Raw genomic sequence first — 18,174 nt, 5'->3', positions numbered from 1 at the left:
AAAGAGGGCCTAGGCCCTCTTTTTTTTATAATTTTTCTTGCCCAACATTTCAACTCACTGTACTATCCATGCCGATTTACAATATGGCATACCGCCTATTGTTTTAAACGAGTCTTTCACTAGGTAATGAGGTGTGTTGTGTCGAGCCCAACGTTGACGGACAAAGTCGCAAAAGACATTTGTCAGGATATTCTCTCGGGAGAATTGAAGCCAAACCAAAAGTTGGTGGTATCAGAACTCAAACAAAAATATAACGTCGGTGCGTCTCCTATCAGAGAAGCATTAATACAACTTTCGTGGATTAAATACGTTAAGTTAGAACCTCAAAAAGGCTGTTGGGTTGCCCCTATCTCCAAGGCTGAACTTTATGACCTACACGAAAGCCTAAATGTTGTCGCCTCAGTGTTACTGGAAAAGTCGATTAAGGAAGGGAGTGAAAATTGGGAACTCAGTATTCTCACCGAGTTTCACAAGCTGTCTCGCTTTAAATTTCAAGCAGAAAGCTTTGATTGGCAAGAATGGGAAGCACGCCAAGAAGCCTTTTATCTTGCACTGTTTAGTGGTTGTTTTTCAAAAAATATGCAGGAATTTTTACACGATATAATTCGTCAGATAAAACGATATCGTCAAATATCCTTAAATTATTCACCGAGAGGGTTTGATGAAACTTTTCGATTGGATGAGCATGAAAAAATAATGAAGCTGACACTCGACAAAGACCTAGACGCCGCAAAGCTTCAATTATCCGACTTCATCACCGCGATGATTAAAGAGATAGAGCCTCAAGTTGATGCCATAGAGATGGCATAAAAAATCGGGGCTCGCCCCGATTTTTTACCACCCAAAGAATTCTTTATGGTGCGTATTTAGCAGTAAAACCATAGGCAAAAAGTATAATGCGCTGAGTTGAATTCCTAGGATCACCAGCGTGCCTATCGTTAACCTAACAAGAAAGTGGGTACTCATATTCTATCTCCGAGCCCAAGCATATGATTAATCTAAAAAAATCCTTGTGAAACGATTAACTTCCTATCAATATCAGCGGGCAACTACAAATTTTAAAGTGTGACAAATCTCAAAGAAACGATAGTTTACTTACATTCTGTTACAGGTCAAGTTTTAACCTGCATTAGACTAAAGTCTAATGCAGTAGCACGAATTTTCCACCATTAAAATAAATGGTGCCGTTTATAGTTCTCGTTTGTTTACTGATTCTCAGATACAAGAAAGCCAGTCGCAAATGCAACTGGCTTACCTATTCATCACTGACACATTTTAATAGGGGCTCGCCCATATAGCGCCGTGATTAAAACTCGATATTACGGCCAAAGTTCATCGGCCACTCTGTTGGATTTTTCTTACCTTCACGAATATAACGACATTCGGCAAGCCAAACTAACATTTCCCAACCAAATGCAGCCGTCAACAATGCATCTTTTTCATCACTGTTTTTCTGCGGCGCAAATTCAGCGATATCAGCACCGACAAGGTTAATACGCTTTGTAGCTCGTAACTTACGGAAGATATCGTAGTACATGCGCGCTGACACACCAAATGGATCAGGGCTTGAGTTTGCACTGTGATCAAGAAGATCAAGACCATCTAAATCGAACGTTAGGTAGACTGGACGACCATCACCTTGTTTTTCTAAGATTTGCTCTACAATATAATCAATGCCTAGGTCATAAATCTCATCCGCTAAGAAGAAGTTACCACCGATCGCTTTTGCTTTACCTTGTTGGGAAGCACACCAGCGGCCACGCATTCCCATGCTGACGCTTGTTTGTGGATCAATAGCACCTTCAGACGCTAAACGGCAATACCAGTTGCCTGAATACGATTCATAATCAAAATCCGCACGAGTCAACAGATCAAAGTGACCATCGATATGAAGAAGCGAGATTGGGCCATGAACTTTTGCTAGTGCGGCAGGACCAGGGTAAGCAACCGTATGATCACCACCGAAGAAAAATGGCGTACAGCCATGGTTAATCACCATGTCATCAACCACTTTTTGCGCACTACGCATCTCTTCATCAAGGTTAAAATGACCTAAGCCATCCCAGTTACCGTGATCAATGATATTACACAGCTCAAACGGCATTGTGCCATCTTGGTGGATAAGACCCATGCCCGTTTTAGACGCATCACGAATCGCACCTGGACCAAATTTATGACCACCAGCATTCGGTGAGCATTTATCCATTGTTAAGCCGTACATCACTATGTCTGCATTTTCGAAGTTGTTCACATACGGAGCACCAAACGCACCGACGTGCTCTTTACCGAGCAAGCTGAACGCCTCAACACCCTGCGCGGCCATGCGCTGCTGCATAGGAGCAATATCGTCGTTGATGTAAAAATCAGCGTCAGATTTATTCCAATAGATATCTTTGTAAAGGTCTAGGTTTTCTTGAGAAATTTCTACACGTTTCGGCTTAAACATGGACGAGCCCTCTATTGATTAATTAGGTGAATAACCTCACCTCAAGCTATGCGAAAATTATAATTGCTACTCTCATAAATGCTTATTACACTTCAGGACATGAAGCTTACATTTTCGGACAAGTCGCATGACCTCATTAAATCAACAGCATTTCTTTAACGCGATCTTGGGTTACTGGGAGAGCATTGTCCGTCAGGAATCGGCAGCGCCGGTTGACCTTGCTGGTTTTTTACGTAAAGCGGGGATTATCCGCATTACACAAGGACAATATCAAACCATACAGGCTACCCAGATTCATACGCTAATGGCACTCACGGTAGACCAGCTGCACATTGATGGCTTGGGGTTGCGTATTGCAAAGCGTTTGAAACTGCAAGATATGGGGGCATGGGGCTATGCGATGGTCAGCTGTCAAAACCTGAAGCAGCTACTCGATACAGGTTTACAATTCTCTTATATTACAAAAGACTATGTCGACATACATATTGGCTATGACAGCGAGTACGCCTACATAACGGCTGAGGACCGCTCTTATGGAAAATCCACTCAGCATTACACGATTGAAGACGCGATCTGCCATTACTACCTCGGCATCGAGCGTTTTTTAGAACAAGACTTTAATCGTAAACACATCCAGGTTGATTTTGCCTACCCCGCCCCTCATTACGCATCGTTATACCGCAACATTTTCACTGACAATCTGAATTTTAATGCACCAAAAAACCAGCTTCGTTTTCCCGTCGAGTGGATAAGCTCGGCCATTTCGATGAATCCGGCGTTAATTGCACACGTCGCAACGCTACAAAGCCAAACCCTCATTGATGACTCAACTGTACACCCTATTAGCTACCAGATTAGGGTTAAGTTACTGACTCAGTTGAAGTATGGCTTACCTACGATGGAATCCATGGCGAGCGAAATGAACACCACCAGCCGAACGCTCAGACGCAAACTTCTAGAAGAAGGCACGACTTATAAGCACCTCGTTCTCGACACTCGAATGCAGGTTGCAAGAGACTATCTGCTCAATACTCGTTTGAATACCACTGAGATTGCCGACCTCCTCAGCTATCATTCTGCCCCCCCCTTCTTTAGAGCATTTCAACGTTATTACGGTGTAAGTCCGCATCAATACCGTATTGAGTCGCCTCGCTAGCGTACGGTTTAAGTTTAGTGTTAGGAGATAAGTATCAGCTTTGGGTTAAATAGTATTAGCTTTACGTTAAGTAGTATTTAATTGGAGCAGGCATAAAAAAACCCAGTCCGAGGACTGGGTTAAAATCACGTGCGTATGATTTTCAATTAGTGACAGTAGCGAACCAAATCCAATTAATTACGGATAGTTTCAGCCGCGCGTTCAGCGCCAACTTTTTCTGCCCATTTCGCGTTCAATGTTGCAATATCTGTACCTGAACGCTCTAGGAATGACTTAAAACCAACCCAGTGTGAATCCATAACTTGGTGAGTATCAGTAGACTCAGCCATTGCTTTTAGACCCCACTCATCTGGGATGTAAACTTCGTTGAAGCCTTTACGTGGGCGGTTTGCTTTTTGTGCTTTCACAAACGCATCACTCTTACGCTTCACTTCTTCGATAGGACCAAAGTGGCTTGGGTCAATCACTAGGATGTAAGAACCGCCTACTGGACACGGTGCATTTTCCATTGTGAAGAAATCACTTGGGATTGCAGGAAGCTCAGGTGCGATCGTGCCTTTCGGGTTGATGATCGCGGTCATGACTTCGTTCCAGATATTGATAGAGTAAAGACGAGGCGTTAGGAACGTCCAAGGTGCTTTACAGTCAGCAACACGGCCGTAACCTTCAATTAGAGAGCCCCATTTACGAGCATCAGCAGTCAGTTCACCTGTATCTTGGTCAACAAGCGCTGCAACGTGTAGATCACGGTCGTTGACGATAGCATCACAGATGTGAGAGTCGTAACCTTCACCGATCATGATAGACGTCACTAGAGGCAGCTCATCACCACCGACACAAGCCGCATCGAACGGAGGGCAAGACATGGTTGGATCCATACCACCAAACGGCGCGTTTAGAGGAACCGAGTTGTTTGAAGACATAGCGAACATGCCTTCTTTCATCGCCATCTGTGTGTAGTTTGAGAAGTTGCCGCCGTCACAGTGATCATAACCAAATACAATAGAGATACCGTGCTTACGTGCTTTCTCAATAGCGGTTTGTGCCATTAGTGTACACGCATAGTGACCAGAGGACTTCTTACCATCATAAACCGCCCACGTATCGCCTTCAGACTCGATAACTGGCGTTGTTGACGGATCTAAAATACCCGCTTCATATGGAATGGTTACCGCTTCAATAACACCGAGACCTTGGTGCAGCTTACCTTGTAGGCCACCAACAAGCAGGTTGTGCGCCAGAATATCAGCGTGCTCCTGAGTTGAACCAATATGTTTCCATGATTCAGAAACGATGAACGAGAAGTACTCGTTGTCAAAAGTGGTAGTCGGGCTTGGTACATTAGCCATGGTAAAGTCCTCTATCAGTAGGGATATGTTCTATTAAGACTGCCGCTACTTTAGCGGATTTTTCGTCCCTAAGAAGTAACATACTGGATGCTGTTACTCGTATTGTTACCCGTTTAAATCACCTTATAGATAAATTATAGACAAAAAAAAGCCGCTCCCTAAAGGAGCGGCTCTATTAAAGCTTGTTAGCAATCAAACAATTAAGCTTGACCTTTAACTTCTTTTAGACCGTTGAAAGGTGCACGCTCACCTAGAGCTTCTTCGATGCGAAGAAGTTGGTTGTACTTAGCAACACGGTCAGAACGGCTCATAGAACCAGTTTTGATTTGACCTGCAGCTGTACCTACCGCTAGATCAGCGATAGTTGCATCTTCAGTTTCGCCAGAACGGTGAGAGATAACTGCTGTGAAGCCAGCGTCTTTAGCCATCTTGATTGCAGCTAGAGTCTCTGTAAGTGAACCGATTTGGTTGAACTTGATTAGGATAGAGTTAGTGATGCCTTCTTCGATACCACGAGCTAGAATCTTAGTGTTTGTAACGAATAGATCGTCACCAACTAGTTGAAGCTTGTCACCTAGAAGTTCAGTTTGGTGCTTGAAACCAGCCCAATCTGATTCGTCAAGACCGTCTTCGATAGATACGATTGGGTATTGGTTAGCAAGGTCTTGTAGGTAGAAGTTAAACTCTTCAGAAGTGAAGATTTTGCCTTCGCCTTTCATGTTGTACTTGCCAGTTTCTTTGTCGAAGAACTCAGAAGCCGCACAGTCCATAGCAAGAGTAACGTCTTTACCTAGTACGTAACCAGCAGCTTCAACAGCTTCTTGGATAGCAGCTAGAGCAGCAGCGTTAGACTCAAGGTTAGGAGCGAAACCACCTTCATCACCAACTGCAGTGCTTAGGCCTTTAGCTTTAAGTACTTTAGCTAGGTTGTGGAATACTTCAGCACCGATACGTAGTGCTTCTTTAAGAGTTTTTGCGCCAACAGGTTGGATCATGAACTCTTGGATATCAACGTTGTTATCAGCGTGCTCGCCACCGTTGATGATGTTCATCATTGGTAGAGGCATAGAGAACTGACCAGCAGTACCGTTTAGCTCAGCGATGTGCTCGAACAAAGGCATGCCTTTAGCAGCTGCTGCAGCTTTAGCGTTTGCTAGAGATACTGCAAGGATAGCGTTAGCACCGAACTTAGATTTGTTTTCAGTACCATCTAGGTCGATCATTACTTGGTCAACGTCAGCTTGTGCTTTTGCATCTTGGCCAACTAGTGCTTCAGCGATTGGGCCGTTAACAGCTGCAATTGCTTTAAGAACACCTTTACCTAGGAAACGTGATTTGTCACCGTCACGTAGCTCAAGAGCTTCGCGAGAACCAGTAGAAGCACCAGACGGAGCTGCTGCCATACCAACGAAACCGCCTTCTAGGTGAACTTCAGCTTCTACAGTTGGGTTACCACGTGAGTCGATGATTTCACGAGCTAGAACTTTAACGATCTTAGACATTGATGTTTCCTCTCAATAAATAAAAATTTTACTATCAAATTAAAGGCAGCCGCATAACCTTCGCAGCCACCCGTATCCTTTTACTATTTGTCTTCCGTTCCGCGTTGGTACTCACCTGCAGCTTTTACAAAGCCGCTAAACAGTGGGTGACCATCGCGTGGTGTTGATGTGAATTCTGGGTGGAACTGCGCAGCTACAAACCATGGGTGAGCTGGGTTCTCAATCACTTCAACCAGTTTCTTGTCTGCTGACAGACCAGAGACTTTAAGTCCCGCTTTTTCAATCTGTGGACGAAGTGTGTTGTTCACTTCATAACGGTGACGATGACGCTCATGGATTTTCTCATTACCATACAGTTCATACGCTTTCGTTCCTTTAGCAAGGTGACAAAGCTGAGAACCAAGACGCATCGTGCCGCCTAGGTCAGAGGTTTCAGTACGTTCTTCAACTTTACCTTCGCCATCGACCCATTCCGTGATTAAACCTACCACAGGATACTGCGTATCTTTGTTAAATTCTGTTGAATGTGCACCTTCCATACCCGCGACATTACGCGCGTATTCAATCAGTGCGACTTGCATACCCAAACAGATACCCAAGTATGGTACTTTGTTCTCACGTGCAAATTGTGCTGCACGAATCTTGCCTTCCACACCACGATCGCCGAAGCCACCAGGTACGAGAATGGCATCAAGGCCAGCCAAGACTTCTTCGCCTTTTGACTCGACATCTTGAGAATCAACGTACTTAATTTTAACGCTCAGACGATTTTTCAGGCCAGCATGTTTTAATGCCTCGTTCACTGATTTATAAGCGTCTGGTAATTCAATGTACTTACCAACCATACCAATCACGACTTCTGCCGTTGGGTTAGCTTCTTCGTAGATCACCTGTTCCCATTCAGTCAGGTTCGCTTCTGGTGCTTCAATACCAAAACGAGCACAAACTAAATCATCTAGGCCCTGGGCCTTGATGAGCTGTGGAATCTTGTAAATCGAATCCACATCTTTCATTGAGATAACGGCCTTTTCTGGCACGTTACAGAATAGAGCAATCTTTTTACGCTCGTTTGCAGGGATCATACGATCGCTACGACAAACAAGGATATCAGGTTGAATACCGATAGACAGCAGCTCTTTCACCGAGTGTTGAGTTGGCTTAGTCTTAACTTCACCGGCTGCGGCAAGGTACGGCACCAAGGTCAGGTGCATGAACATCGCACGCTCACGACCAACTTCTGCCGCTAGCTGACGAATCGCTTCCATAAATGGCAAGGATTCGATATCACCAACGGTGCCGCCTACTTCAACCAAGGCTATTTCATGGCCTTCAGAACCAGCAATTACACGGTCTTTGATCGCGTTAGTGATATGCGGAATAACCTGAATCGTTGCTCCAAGGTAATCACCACGACGCTCTTTAGCAAGAACATCAGAGTAAACACGACCTGCTGTAAAGTTGTTACGCTTGGTCATTTTGGTGCGAATAAAACGCTCATAGTGACCAAGGTCAAGGTCTGTTTCAGCGCCATCTTCCGTGACAAACACTTCGCCATGCTGAGTAGGGCTCATTGTCCCTGGATCAACATTGATGTAAGGGTCAAGCTTCATCATGGTCACTTTAAGACCACGAGCTTCTAAAATAGCCGCAAGAGATGCTGCTGCAATACCTTTACCGAGAGAGGATACAACCCCGCCAGTAACAAAAATGTAATTTGTCGTCATGTTTAACCTGAAATTGGTTGAATGAGGGAAATGGATTACTTCTGGACGGGATGAAAATATACCAGAAGCCCTTTATCGCCACAACGTGAAACTTATCACATTCAAAATTTTTATTTTTTGCTTCAAATCAATTGTAGAAACTTACTCGAATGAGAAAGCCTTCACAGTTCGGCGTTTTTTTCTTGTTTTTTTACATCATTCCAAAAGTTATCAAGCTCTTGCAGCGTATAGTCTGTAAGCAATTTACCATGCTCAGAAACCCGGCTTTCAACCCCTTTAAAACGTCTTGTAAATTTATTATTCGCTTTTCTTAGTGCCACCTCGGGGTCTGACTTGAGATGTCGAGAAAGATTGACGACCGAAAACAATAAATCACCGACTTCTTCCTCAAGCTTGTCTTTGTCTACCTCAAGTTGGATAGCCTCATGAACCACTTCTTCAATTTCTTCTTGCACCTTATCAACGACTGGCGCAAGCGCTCCCCAATCAAAGCCGTATTTCGCCACTTTTTTCTGTATTTTATTCGCTTTAGATAGGGCAGGAAGTGACTGTGGTATTGAGTCTAGAATACTTTGCTCAATTTTGCCTACTTCTGCTTTTTCCTTCTGTTTTTCCGCGTCCCAATTGGCATTAATAGCCGCTTCATCAGCAAATTCGACGTCACTAAATACGTGTGGGTGGCGACGAGTCAGCTTCTCATTCAATCCCTCAACCACCTCATTGAAATCGAACAAGTTTTGCTCTTTCGCCATCTGGCTGTAAAAGATTACCTGAAAAAGTAAATCACCCAATTCTTCTTTAAAATTCGACCAATCTTGATTGTGAATCGCATCGACAACCTCAAAGGTTTCTTCGATCGTATGGGGTACGATAGTTTCAAACGTCTGTTTTTTATCCCACGGACAACCTTTTTCATCGTCACGAAGCAAAGCCATGATAGCCAGTAGTTGATCAATTGGTTGTGTCACTTTTCGACTCCTAAACAGTGCGTGGTGTAAATCGTTCAATGCTTACTCAATGTTAAGCTTAAAAAAAGGGTTGGAACCCCAACCCTTCAGAAATTATCGTAGCAAGGCCAGCAGTATGGTATTGACCTTGTTGGCTTTTATCCACACTACCCTAAGCGCTTCACTTTCATGACGTCTTTGATTTGTTCAATTCGCATGGTGACACGAGAGAGTATTTCAATATTATTCAGCTCAAGGTCAAAATCCATGATGCTCAGTTGAAGCTTGTAATCATTACGACTTTTCATACTGATCACTTTTACTTTCTCATTGGTTAGCAGTGTCGACACATCTTTTAGTAACCCACTGCGCTCTAGTGCTTCCACGCGAATCGTTACAATGTATGACCCTACGAATCCACTGCCCCAAACGGTATCAATAATACGTTCTGGTGCGTGATGGCGCAGTTCTTCGAGCTGTTCACAGTCGCCTCGATGTACTGAGATACCTCGGCCTTGCGTAATATAGCCTTTAATGATGTCGCCCGGTATAGGCTGGCAGCATCGAGCCAAATGCGTCATGAGGTTATCAACCCCCTCCACCACCACTGCATCCTTATGAGGACGACTCTGCTGGTTGGCTTTGTTCTCTGATTCTTTCAGCTTGGCGAGCGCTTTTTGGTCTTCTTCTTCAGCGGTGGGCTTATTAACCTGGGCATTAATATGATTAATCACCTGATTAATCCGCAAATCACCACTGCCTACGCCCGCATAAAGCTCATCAGGCGTGTTGACATTAAAACGTCGCAATGCGTACTGCTCTGCGTCTTTTAATGTTGCCCCCACTTTCGCCAGTTCGACTTCTAAGATATCGCGACCCGCCTCTAGGTTTTTCTCGCGACTCTCTTTGCGGAACCAAGCATTAATTTTGGCGCGCGCGCGACCTGAGTGCACAAAACCGAGTGATGGATTGAGCCAATCTCGTGACGGATTCGGTTCTTTCTGTGTAATGATTTCAACCTGATCACCCATTGACAACTTATGGGTAAACGGCACGATTCTGCCTGCGACTTTCGCGCCGATACACCTATGCCCAACCATCGAGTGGATATGATAAGCAAAATCAAGTGGTGTCGCGCCCATTGGTAAATCAACCACATCACCACGTGGGGTAAACGCATAAACACGATCATCAAAGACTTGGCTTCGAACCTCGTCAAGCATTTCTCCTGAATCTGACATCTCTTCCTGCCAGTCAAGAAGCTTACGCAGCCAGGTGATTTTTTCATCGTACCCACTTCGAGCCGTTGTGCTGCCTTCTTTGTATTTCCAGTGTGCCGCAACGCCTAGCTCGGAATCCTCGTGCATCTCCTTGGTTCGAATCTGAATCTCAATGGTTTTGCCTTCGGGCCCAAGTACAACGGTATGGATGGATTGGTAACCGTTAGGCTTAGGATTGGCAACGTAGTCATCAAACTCACTAGGAAGGTGCTTGTACTTGGTGTGAACCACACCAAGTGCCGCATAACAATCTTGCAAACGTTCTGCGATAATTCGAACGGCCCGTACATCAAAAAGCTCATCAAAGTCCAAGCTCTTCTTTTGCATTTTTCGCCAAATGCTGTAGATGTGCTTCGGTCGACCACTCACCTCTGCACGTATCTGAGAACGCTGCATCTCATCGGTTAAGTCATCGACAAAGTCTTTGATGTATTGCTCACGAACAATGCGACGTTCTGCGAGTTGTTTGGCAATTTTTTTGTAAGTAACGGAGTGCTGATATCGAAACGCATAATCTTCGATCTCCCATTTAAGCTGACCGATACCGAGTCGGTTAGCCAAGGGCGCGTATATATTGGCACACTCTTTTGCGGCAGCGATCCTGACCTCATCAGATTCATCTTTAACTTCACGCAGGTTACAGATCCGCTCAGCGAGCTTGATCACAACACATCGAAAATCATCGACCATCGCTAACAGCATTCGCCGGACGTTATCTACCTGCCCGGATGCCTCAGATCCTTCCAACGTGACATTTAATTGACCAATCGCCGCCATTTCCTCTACGCCATCAATCATTTTAATGATTTCTTTACCGTAGGTTTCTTCTAGCAGCTCTCGATCAAATAGGTTATTGGAGACTATTGGGTACAGCAAAGCTGTAACGAGTGTGGCTTTATCCATAGAGAGAGTAATGAGAATTTCAATCATCTCTCTACCACGCCACAACAACAAGGACCCTTGTTCATTGCCCTCTACGAGTGTTTCGCACTGGGTATAAACCTCTTTCAGTCGCGTGGAGACACGCTTGTCTTGCTTCAATGAAGCAATCCAACTGTCTAACGTAAACTGTTCATCAGGGTTCAAATGCGCGCTTCTTACCGCAACCATTACTTTGTTCTTCCTAGTATTATTAATCCACTAACCTATCCCGGTTAGCCCATGATCTCTGTTAAGAGAGCATTCTATCTTTGTTCTTTCTCAAACAACGCCATTGACTCTAAATGGCTGGTTTGTGGAAACATGTCCATCATACCAAGCTTGGTCAGCGTATAACCTTGTGCAATAAGGCTCTGACTATCTCTGGCAAGGGTAGCAGGATTGCAAGAAACATAAAGAACTCGCGTCGCTCCAAGTTCAGAAACTTGATCTATCACGCCAGCCGCCCCAGCTCGTGCTGGGTCTAATAAAATTGCGTCGAATTTTTGAGCCGCCCATTCTGTGCCAGAAAGACTTTCTTCTAGATTCGCTTGATAAAAATCGACGTTATTTAAGGCATTTAATTGCGCGTTATTGGTCGCCCAATCCACCATATCTTGGATACCTTCGACCCCAACCACATGCTTCGCTTTTTGGGCCAATGGCAGTGTAAAGTTGCCAAGACCACAAAATAAGTCCAACACACGCTCGTGTGCGCTAGGCGCTAACCAGTCCAAAGCTTGATGCACCATTTTGGCATTCACTTCTTGGTTCACTTGAATAAAGTGCACCGGCAAAAACGGCAAGGTTACCCCTGTTTCACAATACTGAGCCACATCGCCACAAATATGCTGCAACACCCCACTTTCTGGCATCAGATACAAGGTTAACGCATGTTCTTGCGCTAACGTGACCAAGCGACTTTGGTCTTGCTCAGCCAACGGTTTCATGTGTCGTAAGACTACAACCGCGGTGTTATCTGCGCTCACTAACTCGAGGTGCCCAAGTGTATGTGGGTGCTGAAATGTTGTTAACAGCTGTCTAAATTCAGGAAGCAGTGCATTGAGCTTATCGTCCAGCACGGGGCAGTTTTCAATATCCACCAGCAACTTACTTTGTTTACGACGAAAACCCATTTGCAGTTTGCGCGTTGCCTTATCGACATAAAGGCTTAAGCGTGCTCGTCGACGATACTCCCCCCCCGCACCAACAAGCGAATCGGACAATGATACTTGTTGGCCTGCCAATTTAGACATCAGTTGCGACAGCGCTTGCTCTTTGTGATGGCGCTGTTCAGCCAGCTCAAGGTGCTGCTGAGAGCACCCACCACATTCATGATAGTGGCGACACAATGGCTCAATACGCTTCTCACTTGGCGTGATAACTTTAATCAGCTTTGCTTTCGAGAACTTACTTTTGGTTTCAGTCAATTGAACCAAAACCGTTTCATCAGGAAGCGCCCCATCGATAAATACAGGTTTCTTATTTTGGTAAGCGATACCTGCGCCATGATGATCTAAACGTGCAACCACCATTTCTTGGTGCTTTTTCGAGAAGGAGGTTTGCTTTGTCGGTTTAAAAATACGTGCCATGGCTATTTTCCAGTGTTTACCCGTGCAGAAATGCCCTGCACTACAAAAAATTGTTAGAGTTTCACTATTCTTAGGTTGAATGATTGTCGAACAGCGCCGCTTTGATTAAGCTTACGACATCCTAAGGGATGCATTACTGGCTATTGTCCCATATCCACTCAGTAGATGTAATCACTCCCGGCAAATTATGACTTCGAATTAAAATGACAAGATACGGCCTTCGCGCTCGCGTTATTACGCTAACCCTAGCACCAACGCTCATTATTGGGCTGCTTTTGAGTGCTTTTTTCTCATATAACCGCTACCACGATCTTGAGTCTCAAGTACTCAATGCTGGGGCGAGTATTATTGAGCCTTTAGCCATTGCCAGTGAACAGGGTGTTATCGGGCAAAACCGAGAGTCTGTTCGTCGACTCATCAGTTATGCCCATAGGAAAAACTCTAAATTTGTGCGCAGTATTGCCGTCTTTGATGCGAAGCACGAACTGTTTGTGACATCCAACTTTCACCCTAATTTTAATTCATTGATGTTCCCCAAAGACAAGCCAATCCCCTATTTAAGCTCCTCTGAATTTCATGAGAATACACTCATTTTACGCGCGCCGATTCTCTCGGAAAGCCAGTTACTCTCAGATTCTAGAGAACTGACATCAACCAGTCAGACCTTGGGTTATATCGCCATAGAACTCGATCTGTCTTCGCTACGACTGCAGCAATATCAAGAGGTATTTTCTGCCATCTTAGTCTTGCTGCTTGGGCTGGTATTATCGGGGATTTTTGCTTATCGATTGATGCACGACGTCACTCGACCCATCTCACACATGAAGAACATGGTCGACCGTATTCGCCGTGGACACCTCGATGTCCGGATTGAAGGCAAGATGCATGGCGAACTCGACTCACTAAAAAATGGTATCAATGCGATGGCGGTTTCGTTATCGGAATACCATGTAGAAATGCAACACAGCATTGACCAAGCCACCTCTGATTTACGTGAAACGTTAGAGCAATTGGAAATTCAAAACGTTGAACTCGACATCGCGAAAAAACGCGCCCAAGAAGCGGCACGAGTGAAGTCTGAGTTCCTAGCCAATATGTCCCATGAGTTAAGAACTCCACTCAATGGCGTCATCGGTTTCACTAGGCAAATGCTCAAAACTCAATTATCAAACAGCCAGACGGATTACCTACAAACCATTGAGAAATCGGCTAATAACCTATTAAACATCATTAACGACATACTGGATTTCTCTAAACTTGAAGCGGGTAAGTTAGCCCTAGAAAACATTCCGTTTGAATTCCAAGATAGCTTAGAAGAAGTCGTCGCACTCCAAGCCACCAGCGCACACGAGAAAGGCTTAGAGCTGACGCTTAAAGTCGATGCTAAAGTGCCCAATGGCCTCGTGGGTGACCCGATGCGCATCCAGCAAATCCTCACGAACTTAGTTGGTAACTCAATTAAGTTCACGGAGCGCGGAAATATCGACATCAGCGTAGAGCTAAAATCTCAAAAAGAAGACCGTGTTGAATTGCAATTCATGGTTAGGGATACCGGTATCGGCATCTCAGAAAGACAACAAGCCCAATTGTTCCAAGCCTTTAGTCAGGCAGATGCGAGCATCTCTAGACGCTATGGCGGTACGGGATTGGGGCTCGTCATTACCCAGAAGCTTGTGGGTCAAATGGGGGGCGAGATCAGCCTTACCAGCCGCCTCCATCAAGGTTCAACGTTCTGGTTTACGATCCGATTGCATTCCACTGAAATACCAATGCTCGACCCGGTCGATCCAATGGTCCTCCACAATAAACAACTGTTGTTGGTGGAACCCAATATGCAAGCCGCGTCAGTATTGCAACAAACCTTAACTAACCATGGCGTGATGGTCACCTACCGCTCTACATTACCTGAGCGTTTGGAAGCCTTTGACTACATTATTTTATGTTTACCGACCAATGAAGAGATCCCGCTGACGACGATTGAAAGCTGGATTTCACATTGTCAAACCTCGACATCTAACATCATCATCGGTACTGCGAGCACGCAGCTTGCGCTCTCTGACTATCTGATGCAAACCCATGAGGTTCAATGTTTAACTAAGCCACTTGCCCGTAAACGTCTGATGCAAGCGCTCGTCGATAAGCAACCCGCCAATCAGGTATTAATGGCCCCTTACGAATCAACAGAAAAACGGGCACTTAATGTCATGGCTGTCGATGACAACCCTGCCAACTTAAAGCTGATCACCGCTTTATTGTCTGAGCGCGTAGAGACCGTCGTCGCCTGTTCTAACGGTCAGCTATCGGTAGAGAAAGCTCAATCTCAACACTTTGATATCGTCTTAATGGATATACAAATGCCTCATATGGATGGGGTAACAGCGTGTAAGCTGATAAAAGAGACCAGTCTAAACAGTGGCACTCCGGTCGTTGCTGTCACCGCTCATGCCATGTCAGGAGAACGAGATAGGCTCATATCTGAAGGTATGGATGATTATCTCACTAAACCGATAGACGAGATGGCGCTACAGCAAATACTCAATAAATGGATTCCTCCCCATACGATAGAGCATGACGCCACTCTCGACTTTGTCAGCCCAGAACCAACCGATAATTCTTTGGCTGATCTCTCCGCAAAACGCTCGCCTTCAATGCAAGCAGCCTTATCCTCCAAAGCGGTTATCGATTGGCCAGAGGCGCTAAAGCAAGCCGCTAACAAAGAAGACTTAGCCGTTGATATGCTTCAGATGCTGATTGATTTCATCCCTGAAGTCCAAGTCCTCGCTGAAAACATTCTTGATGAAGGATTCTCAGACAGAGAAGAAACCATTCATTTAATCCATAAACTGCATGGCAGTTGTTCTTATAGCGGTGTCCCTAGACTGAAATCAATCTGTGCGACAATTGAAAAAGCGTTGCGCTCTGGCGAGAGCTTAGCGTCGGTTGAGCCTGAGCTGTTTGAATTACAAGATGAGACGGAAAAAGTCATTAAGGCCTCTGAGTTGTATCTTAATCGTACTTAATCGCAATGTTGCTGAACAAAGGTGATCGCTGCCTTTCTTGTTGAAGAAGGCAAAAATAAAAAAAGACCGAGGTGTATATTCAATACGCCTCGGTCTTTTTTTCGCGATATCGTTGTGCCTTGCTCGCTATCGTTTTGTCATTCTATAAGCAATATTGCAAGGTCCACTAAAGTCAATAAAGCTTCATAACAACCTAAAGGGTTAGCGCTCAATAATCACAGTGGCTACGGCATAGTGCCGTTCATCTGAAATAGTAAGGTGAACCGAAGTGGCCCCTAACGAGGCCGCAATCTCTGCCGCTTTTTTTGTCAAGGTCAGCGTCGGTTTACCGTGTTCATCATTGGCGATCGTAAAATCTTGAAAGCTGACGCCATGGGCAATACCCGTTCCAAGTGCTTTTGATGCAGCTTCTTTGGCCGCAAAACGTTTGGCAAGAAAGCGTCCCTTCTGTTTAAGCGAATGAAAAGTCTCCCATTCACTTGTCGTCAGAATGCGCTTTGCAAAGGCATCACCTGAGCGATTGAGCGCTTTTTCTATTCGTTCAATCTCTGCGATATCTGTCCCAAGACCCAAAATTGCCATGATTAATCTCGACCCTTTTCGTACTATTCCCAGTCACCGTTGTATCCGCTAACCGCAGTCATACTAGACCGCTAGATACTATACAGATGTAGATACTATACGGCTGTAGACACTATACAGCTAAATACTAAACGGCCATGACACTGACATACCGTTAGCGACACAGCCTTATTCATAGTGACGCTTATCCGCGTCGAGCCGCTTCCATGATGGCTTTCATATCAGCGACAGCTTTATGAAGACCGTCAAAAACAGCACGACCAATGATTGAGTGTCCAATGTTCAGCTCGTAGATCTCAGGCAGGGCCGCAATAGGGGCGACATTGTGGTACGTCAAGCCATGTCCAGCGTTGACGGTAATACCTAAGTCAGCCGCATAACTCGCACCCGCCGCTATTTTCTTTAACTCATCTAATTGATCTTCTTCGGTTTCTGCATCGGCATAATGACCGGTATGAAGTTCAATAAACGGCGCACCAGCGGCTTTTGAAGCATCAATTTGTTCACGATCGGCATCAATGAACAGCGAGACTTTAATGCCAGCTGCGGTGAGTTTTTCCGTTGCTGCTTTAATTTTATCCAACTGACCTTTTACATCCAAGCCGCCTTCTGTTGTTAGCTCTTCACGCTTTTCAGGGACAAGACAAACAAACTCAGGTTTGGTTTTTAGGGCAATATCTACCATTTCATCGGTGACGGCCATTTCAAGGTTCATACGTGTTTGCAAGGTCTCACTAAGAATACGGACATCACGGTCAAGTATGTGACGACGGTCTTCTCGCAAATGAACAGTAATACCATCGGCGCCGGCACGTTCGGCAATTTCAGCGGCGTGTACTGGGTCTGGATATTTGGTGCCACGGGCATTGCGAAGGGTCGCGATGTGATCGATGTTGATGCCTAGAAGGATAGAACTCATGTGTTAATACTCCATGCTCAGGAGTGTTTCACCTTAATACGAAACAACTCTCTGCTTTTTAATGGTTTTGAGCCAAGATACGGCTTTAGTGCTATACGTGTAAAGCGTTTTGCCGCTTGTAATTGGGATTTATTCCCAAAACGTCGTTCGCTTATCGCAATCAACTCTTCGCCCATAAATGTTAGATTATCTCTACGGACACTTGCGATGAATCCTTTTTGCTCTCGGTAACGGTAAGTCATTGTTGGATCAATAGCTTCGCCGGTTCCTGCGCAGTGTAAAAAATCAACACCGTAGCCCATTGCTGATAGCAATGCGAGCTCAAAACGTCGCAATGCAGGCTCTGGGTTTTCATATTGAGCCAGCTCTGTTAAAGCTTGAAGATAATCATGAAATAAAGCAGGAATAGGGATTTCATTGGCCAGCACTCGAGCAATTAACTCGTTAACGTACATCGCAGAGTAGAGGCTAATTCCCGTCAGCGGCAGGCCTAAGCTGATTGGTTCAGCTTGTCGTAGGGTTTTAAGTGATCCTGAGCCAGACCATTTAAGCAGTAGTGGGGTAAATGGCTGAAGCGCTCCTTTGAGATTGGAGCGCTTGCTACGAGCACCTTTCGACAGCAATGACACGCGACCATATTCTTCACTGAAGACATCAAGAATCAGACTTGATTCACTGTATGGTCTGCGATGTAAAACGAAACAGCGTTGTAACCCTTCCATACCATCACATCTTGTCA

13 protein-coding genes are annotated in these 18,174 nt (G+C 45.0%); 3 read left to right on the top strand and 10 right to left on the bottom strand.

All coding sequences use genetic code 11. The features are described 5' to 3' along the window. Window positions 1–126: 126 nt before the first annotated feature. Window positions 127–810, top strand: coding sequence for a GntR family transcriptional regulator (locus ACE1OE_RS06530; protein WP_372059181.1), 684 nt, complete (start codon window positions 127–129; stop codon window positions 808–810). Between the two features lie 496 nt (window positions 811–1,306). Here the strand turns inward: ACE1OE_RS06530 and ACE1OE_RS06525 are convergent, their stop codons facing one another. Beyond that, on the bottom strand, window positions 1,307–2,446 hold the full coding sequence (locus ACE1OE_RS06525) for an arginase family protein (RefSeq protein WP_372059179.1): 1,140 nt from the start codon (window positions 2,444–2,446) through the stop codon (window positions 1,307–1,309). A gap of 127 nt (window positions 2,447–2,573) precedes the next feature. Between ACE1OE_RS06525 and ACE1OE_RS06520 the strand changes: the two genes are divergently transcribed. Further along, window positions 2,574–3,602: an AraC family transcriptional regulator gene (locus ACE1OE_RS06520; protein WP_102468280.1), complete on the top strand. Its 1,029-nt coding sequence runs from the start codon at window positions 2,574–2,576 to the stop codon at window positions 3,600–3,602. A 173-nt stretch (window positions 3,603–3,775) separates the two neighbouring features. Here ACE1OE_RS06520 and ACE1OE_RS06515 read toward each other — a convergent pair whose 3' ends face one another. From ACE1OE_RS06515 to rlmD, 6 genes are all read right to left on the bottom strand, one after another. Continuing rightward, window positions 3,776–4,951 (bottom strand): Ldh family oxidoreductase, encoded by a 1,176-nt coding sequence (locus tag ACE1OE_RS06515; RefSeq protein WP_372059178.1) that lies wholly within the window; start codon window positions 4,949–4,951, stop codon window positions 3,776–3,778. A gap of 200 nt (window positions 4,952–5,151) precedes the next feature. Beyond that, entirely contained in the window at window positions 5,152–6,453 is a 1,302-nt protein-coding gene (eno, locus tag ACE1OE_RS06510) for a phosphopyruvate hydratase (protein ID WP_102468278.1), read from the bottom strand. Window positions 6,454–6,536: 83 nt separating this feature from the next. Next, window positions 6,537–8,177: a CTP synthase gene (locus tag ACE1OE_RS06505; RefSeq protein WP_102468277.1), complete on the bottom strand. Its 1,641-nt coding sequence runs from the start codon at window positions 8,175–8,177 to the stop codon at window positions 6,537–6,539. Between the two features lie 161 nt (window positions 8,178–8,338). Continuing rightward, a complete protein-coding gene (mazG, locus tag ACE1OE_RS06500) occupies window positions 8,339–9,145 on the bottom strand; it encodes a nucleoside triphosphate pyrophosphohydrolase (RefSeq protein WP_449210517.1) in 807 nt (268 codons plus the stop codon). 146 nt (window positions 9,146–9,291) lie between these two features. Next, window positions 9,292–11,514: a GTP diphosphokinase gene (gene relA, locus ACE1OE_RS06495; RefSeq protein WP_449210516.1), complete on the bottom strand. Its 2,223-nt coding sequence runs from the start codon at window positions 11,512–11,514 to the stop codon at window positions 9,292–9,294. 74 nt (window positions 11,515–11,588) lie between these two features. Beyond that, complete coding sequence (gene rlmD, locus ACE1OE_RS06490; RefSeq protein ID WP_449210515.1) at window positions 11,589–12,914, bottom strand: 23S rRNA (uracil(1939)-C(5))-methyltransferase RlmD; 1,326 nt, start codon at window positions 12,912–12,914, stop codon at window positions 11,589–11,591. A 203-nt stretch (window positions 12,915–13,117) separates the two neighbouring features. On the opposite strand from rlmD, the gene barA reads away from it, so the two are divergent. Continuing rightward, window positions 13,118–15,934, top strand: a complete 2,817-nt coding sequence (gene barA, locus ACE1OE_RS06485; RefSeq protein WP_372059174.1) for a two-component sensor histidine kinase BarA — start codon at window positions 13,118–13,120, stop codon at window positions 15,932–15,934. A 201-nt stretch (window positions 15,935–16,135) separates the two neighbouring features. Here the strand turns inward: barA and acpS are convergent, their stop codons facing one another. The 3 genes from acpS to recO form a co-directional block, all read right to left on the bottom strand. Further along, a complete protein-coding gene (gene acpS / locus ACE1OE_RS06480; protein ID WP_102468272.1) occupies window positions 16,136–16,516 on the bottom strand; it encodes a holo-ACP synthase in 381 nt (126 codons plus the stop codon). Window positions 16,517–16,700: 184 nt separating this feature from the next. Continuing rightward, window positions 16,701–17,435 carry a pyridoxine 5'-phosphate synthase gene (pdxJ, locus tag ACE1OE_RS06475; protein ID WP_102468271.1) on the bottom strand — a complete coding sequence of 245 codons (735 nt, stop codon included), beginning with the start codon at window positions 17,433–17,435 and terminating at the stop codon, window positions 16,701–16,703. Between the two features lie 17 nt (window positions 17,436–17,452). Next, a complete protein-coding gene (gene recO, locus ACE1OE_RS06470; protein ID WP_372059173.1) occupies window positions 17,453–18,157 on the bottom strand; it encodes a DNA repair protein RecO in 705 nt (234 codons plus the stop codon). Window positions 18,158–18,174 lie beyond the last annotated feature (17 nt).

It is taken from the genome of Vibrio sp. E150_011 (genome assembly GCF_053544015.1).
The sequence above is the reverse complement of the archived record's forward strand: the minus strand, read 5'-3'. Positions and strand labels throughout refer to the sequence as shown.

Excerpts from the sequence above, each read along its gene's own strand:
- ACE1OE_RS06515 (WP_372059178.1), bottom strand. The coding sequence starts at position 4,951 with ATGGCTAATGTACCAAGCCCGACTACCACTTTTGACAACGAGTACTTC.
- relA (WP_449210516.1), bottom strand. The coding sequence starts at position 11,514 with ATGGTTGCGGTAAGAAGCGCGCATTTGAACCCTGATGAACAGTTTACG.
- recO (WP_372059173.1), bottom strand. The coding sequence starts at position 18,157 with ATGGAAGGGTTACAACGCTGTTTCGTTTTACATCGCAGACCATACAGT.
- rlmD (WP_449210515.1), bottom strand. The coding sequence starts at position 12,914 with ATGGCACGTATTTTTAAACCGACAAAGCAAACCTCCTTCTCGAAAAAG.
- eno (WP_102468278.1), bottom strand. The coding sequence starts at position 6,453 with ATGTCTAAGATCGTTAAAGTTCTAGCTCGTGAAATCATCGACTCACGT.
- barA (WP_372059174.1), top strand. The coding sequence starts at position 13,118 with ATGACAAGATACGGCCTTCGCGCTCGCGTTATTACGCTAACCCTAGCA.
- ACE1OE_RS06520 (WP_102468280.1), top strand. The coding sequence starts at position 2,574 with ATGACCTCATTAAATCAACAGCATTTCTTTAACGCGATCTTGGGTTAC.
- acpS (WP_102468272.1), bottom strand. The coding sequence starts at position 16,516 with ATGGCAATTTTGGGTCTTGGGACAGATATCGCAGAGATTGAACGAATA.
- ACE1OE_RS06505 (WP_102468277.1), bottom strand. The coding sequence starts at position 8,177 with ATGACGACAAATTACATTTTTGTTACTGGCGGGGTTGTATCCTCTCTC.
- ACE1OE_RS06525 (WP_372059179.1), bottom strand. The coding sequence starts at position 2,446 with ATGTTTAAGCCGAAACGTGTAGAAATTTCTCAAGAAAACCTAGACCTT.
- pdxJ (WP_102468271.1), bottom strand. The coding sequence starts at position 17,435 with ATGAGTTCTATCCTTCTAGGCATCAACATCGATCACATCGCGACCCTT.
- ACE1OE_RS06530 (WP_372059181.1), top strand. The coding sequence starts at position 127 with ATGAGGTGTGTTGTGTCGAGCCCAACGTTGACGGACAAAGTCGCAAAA.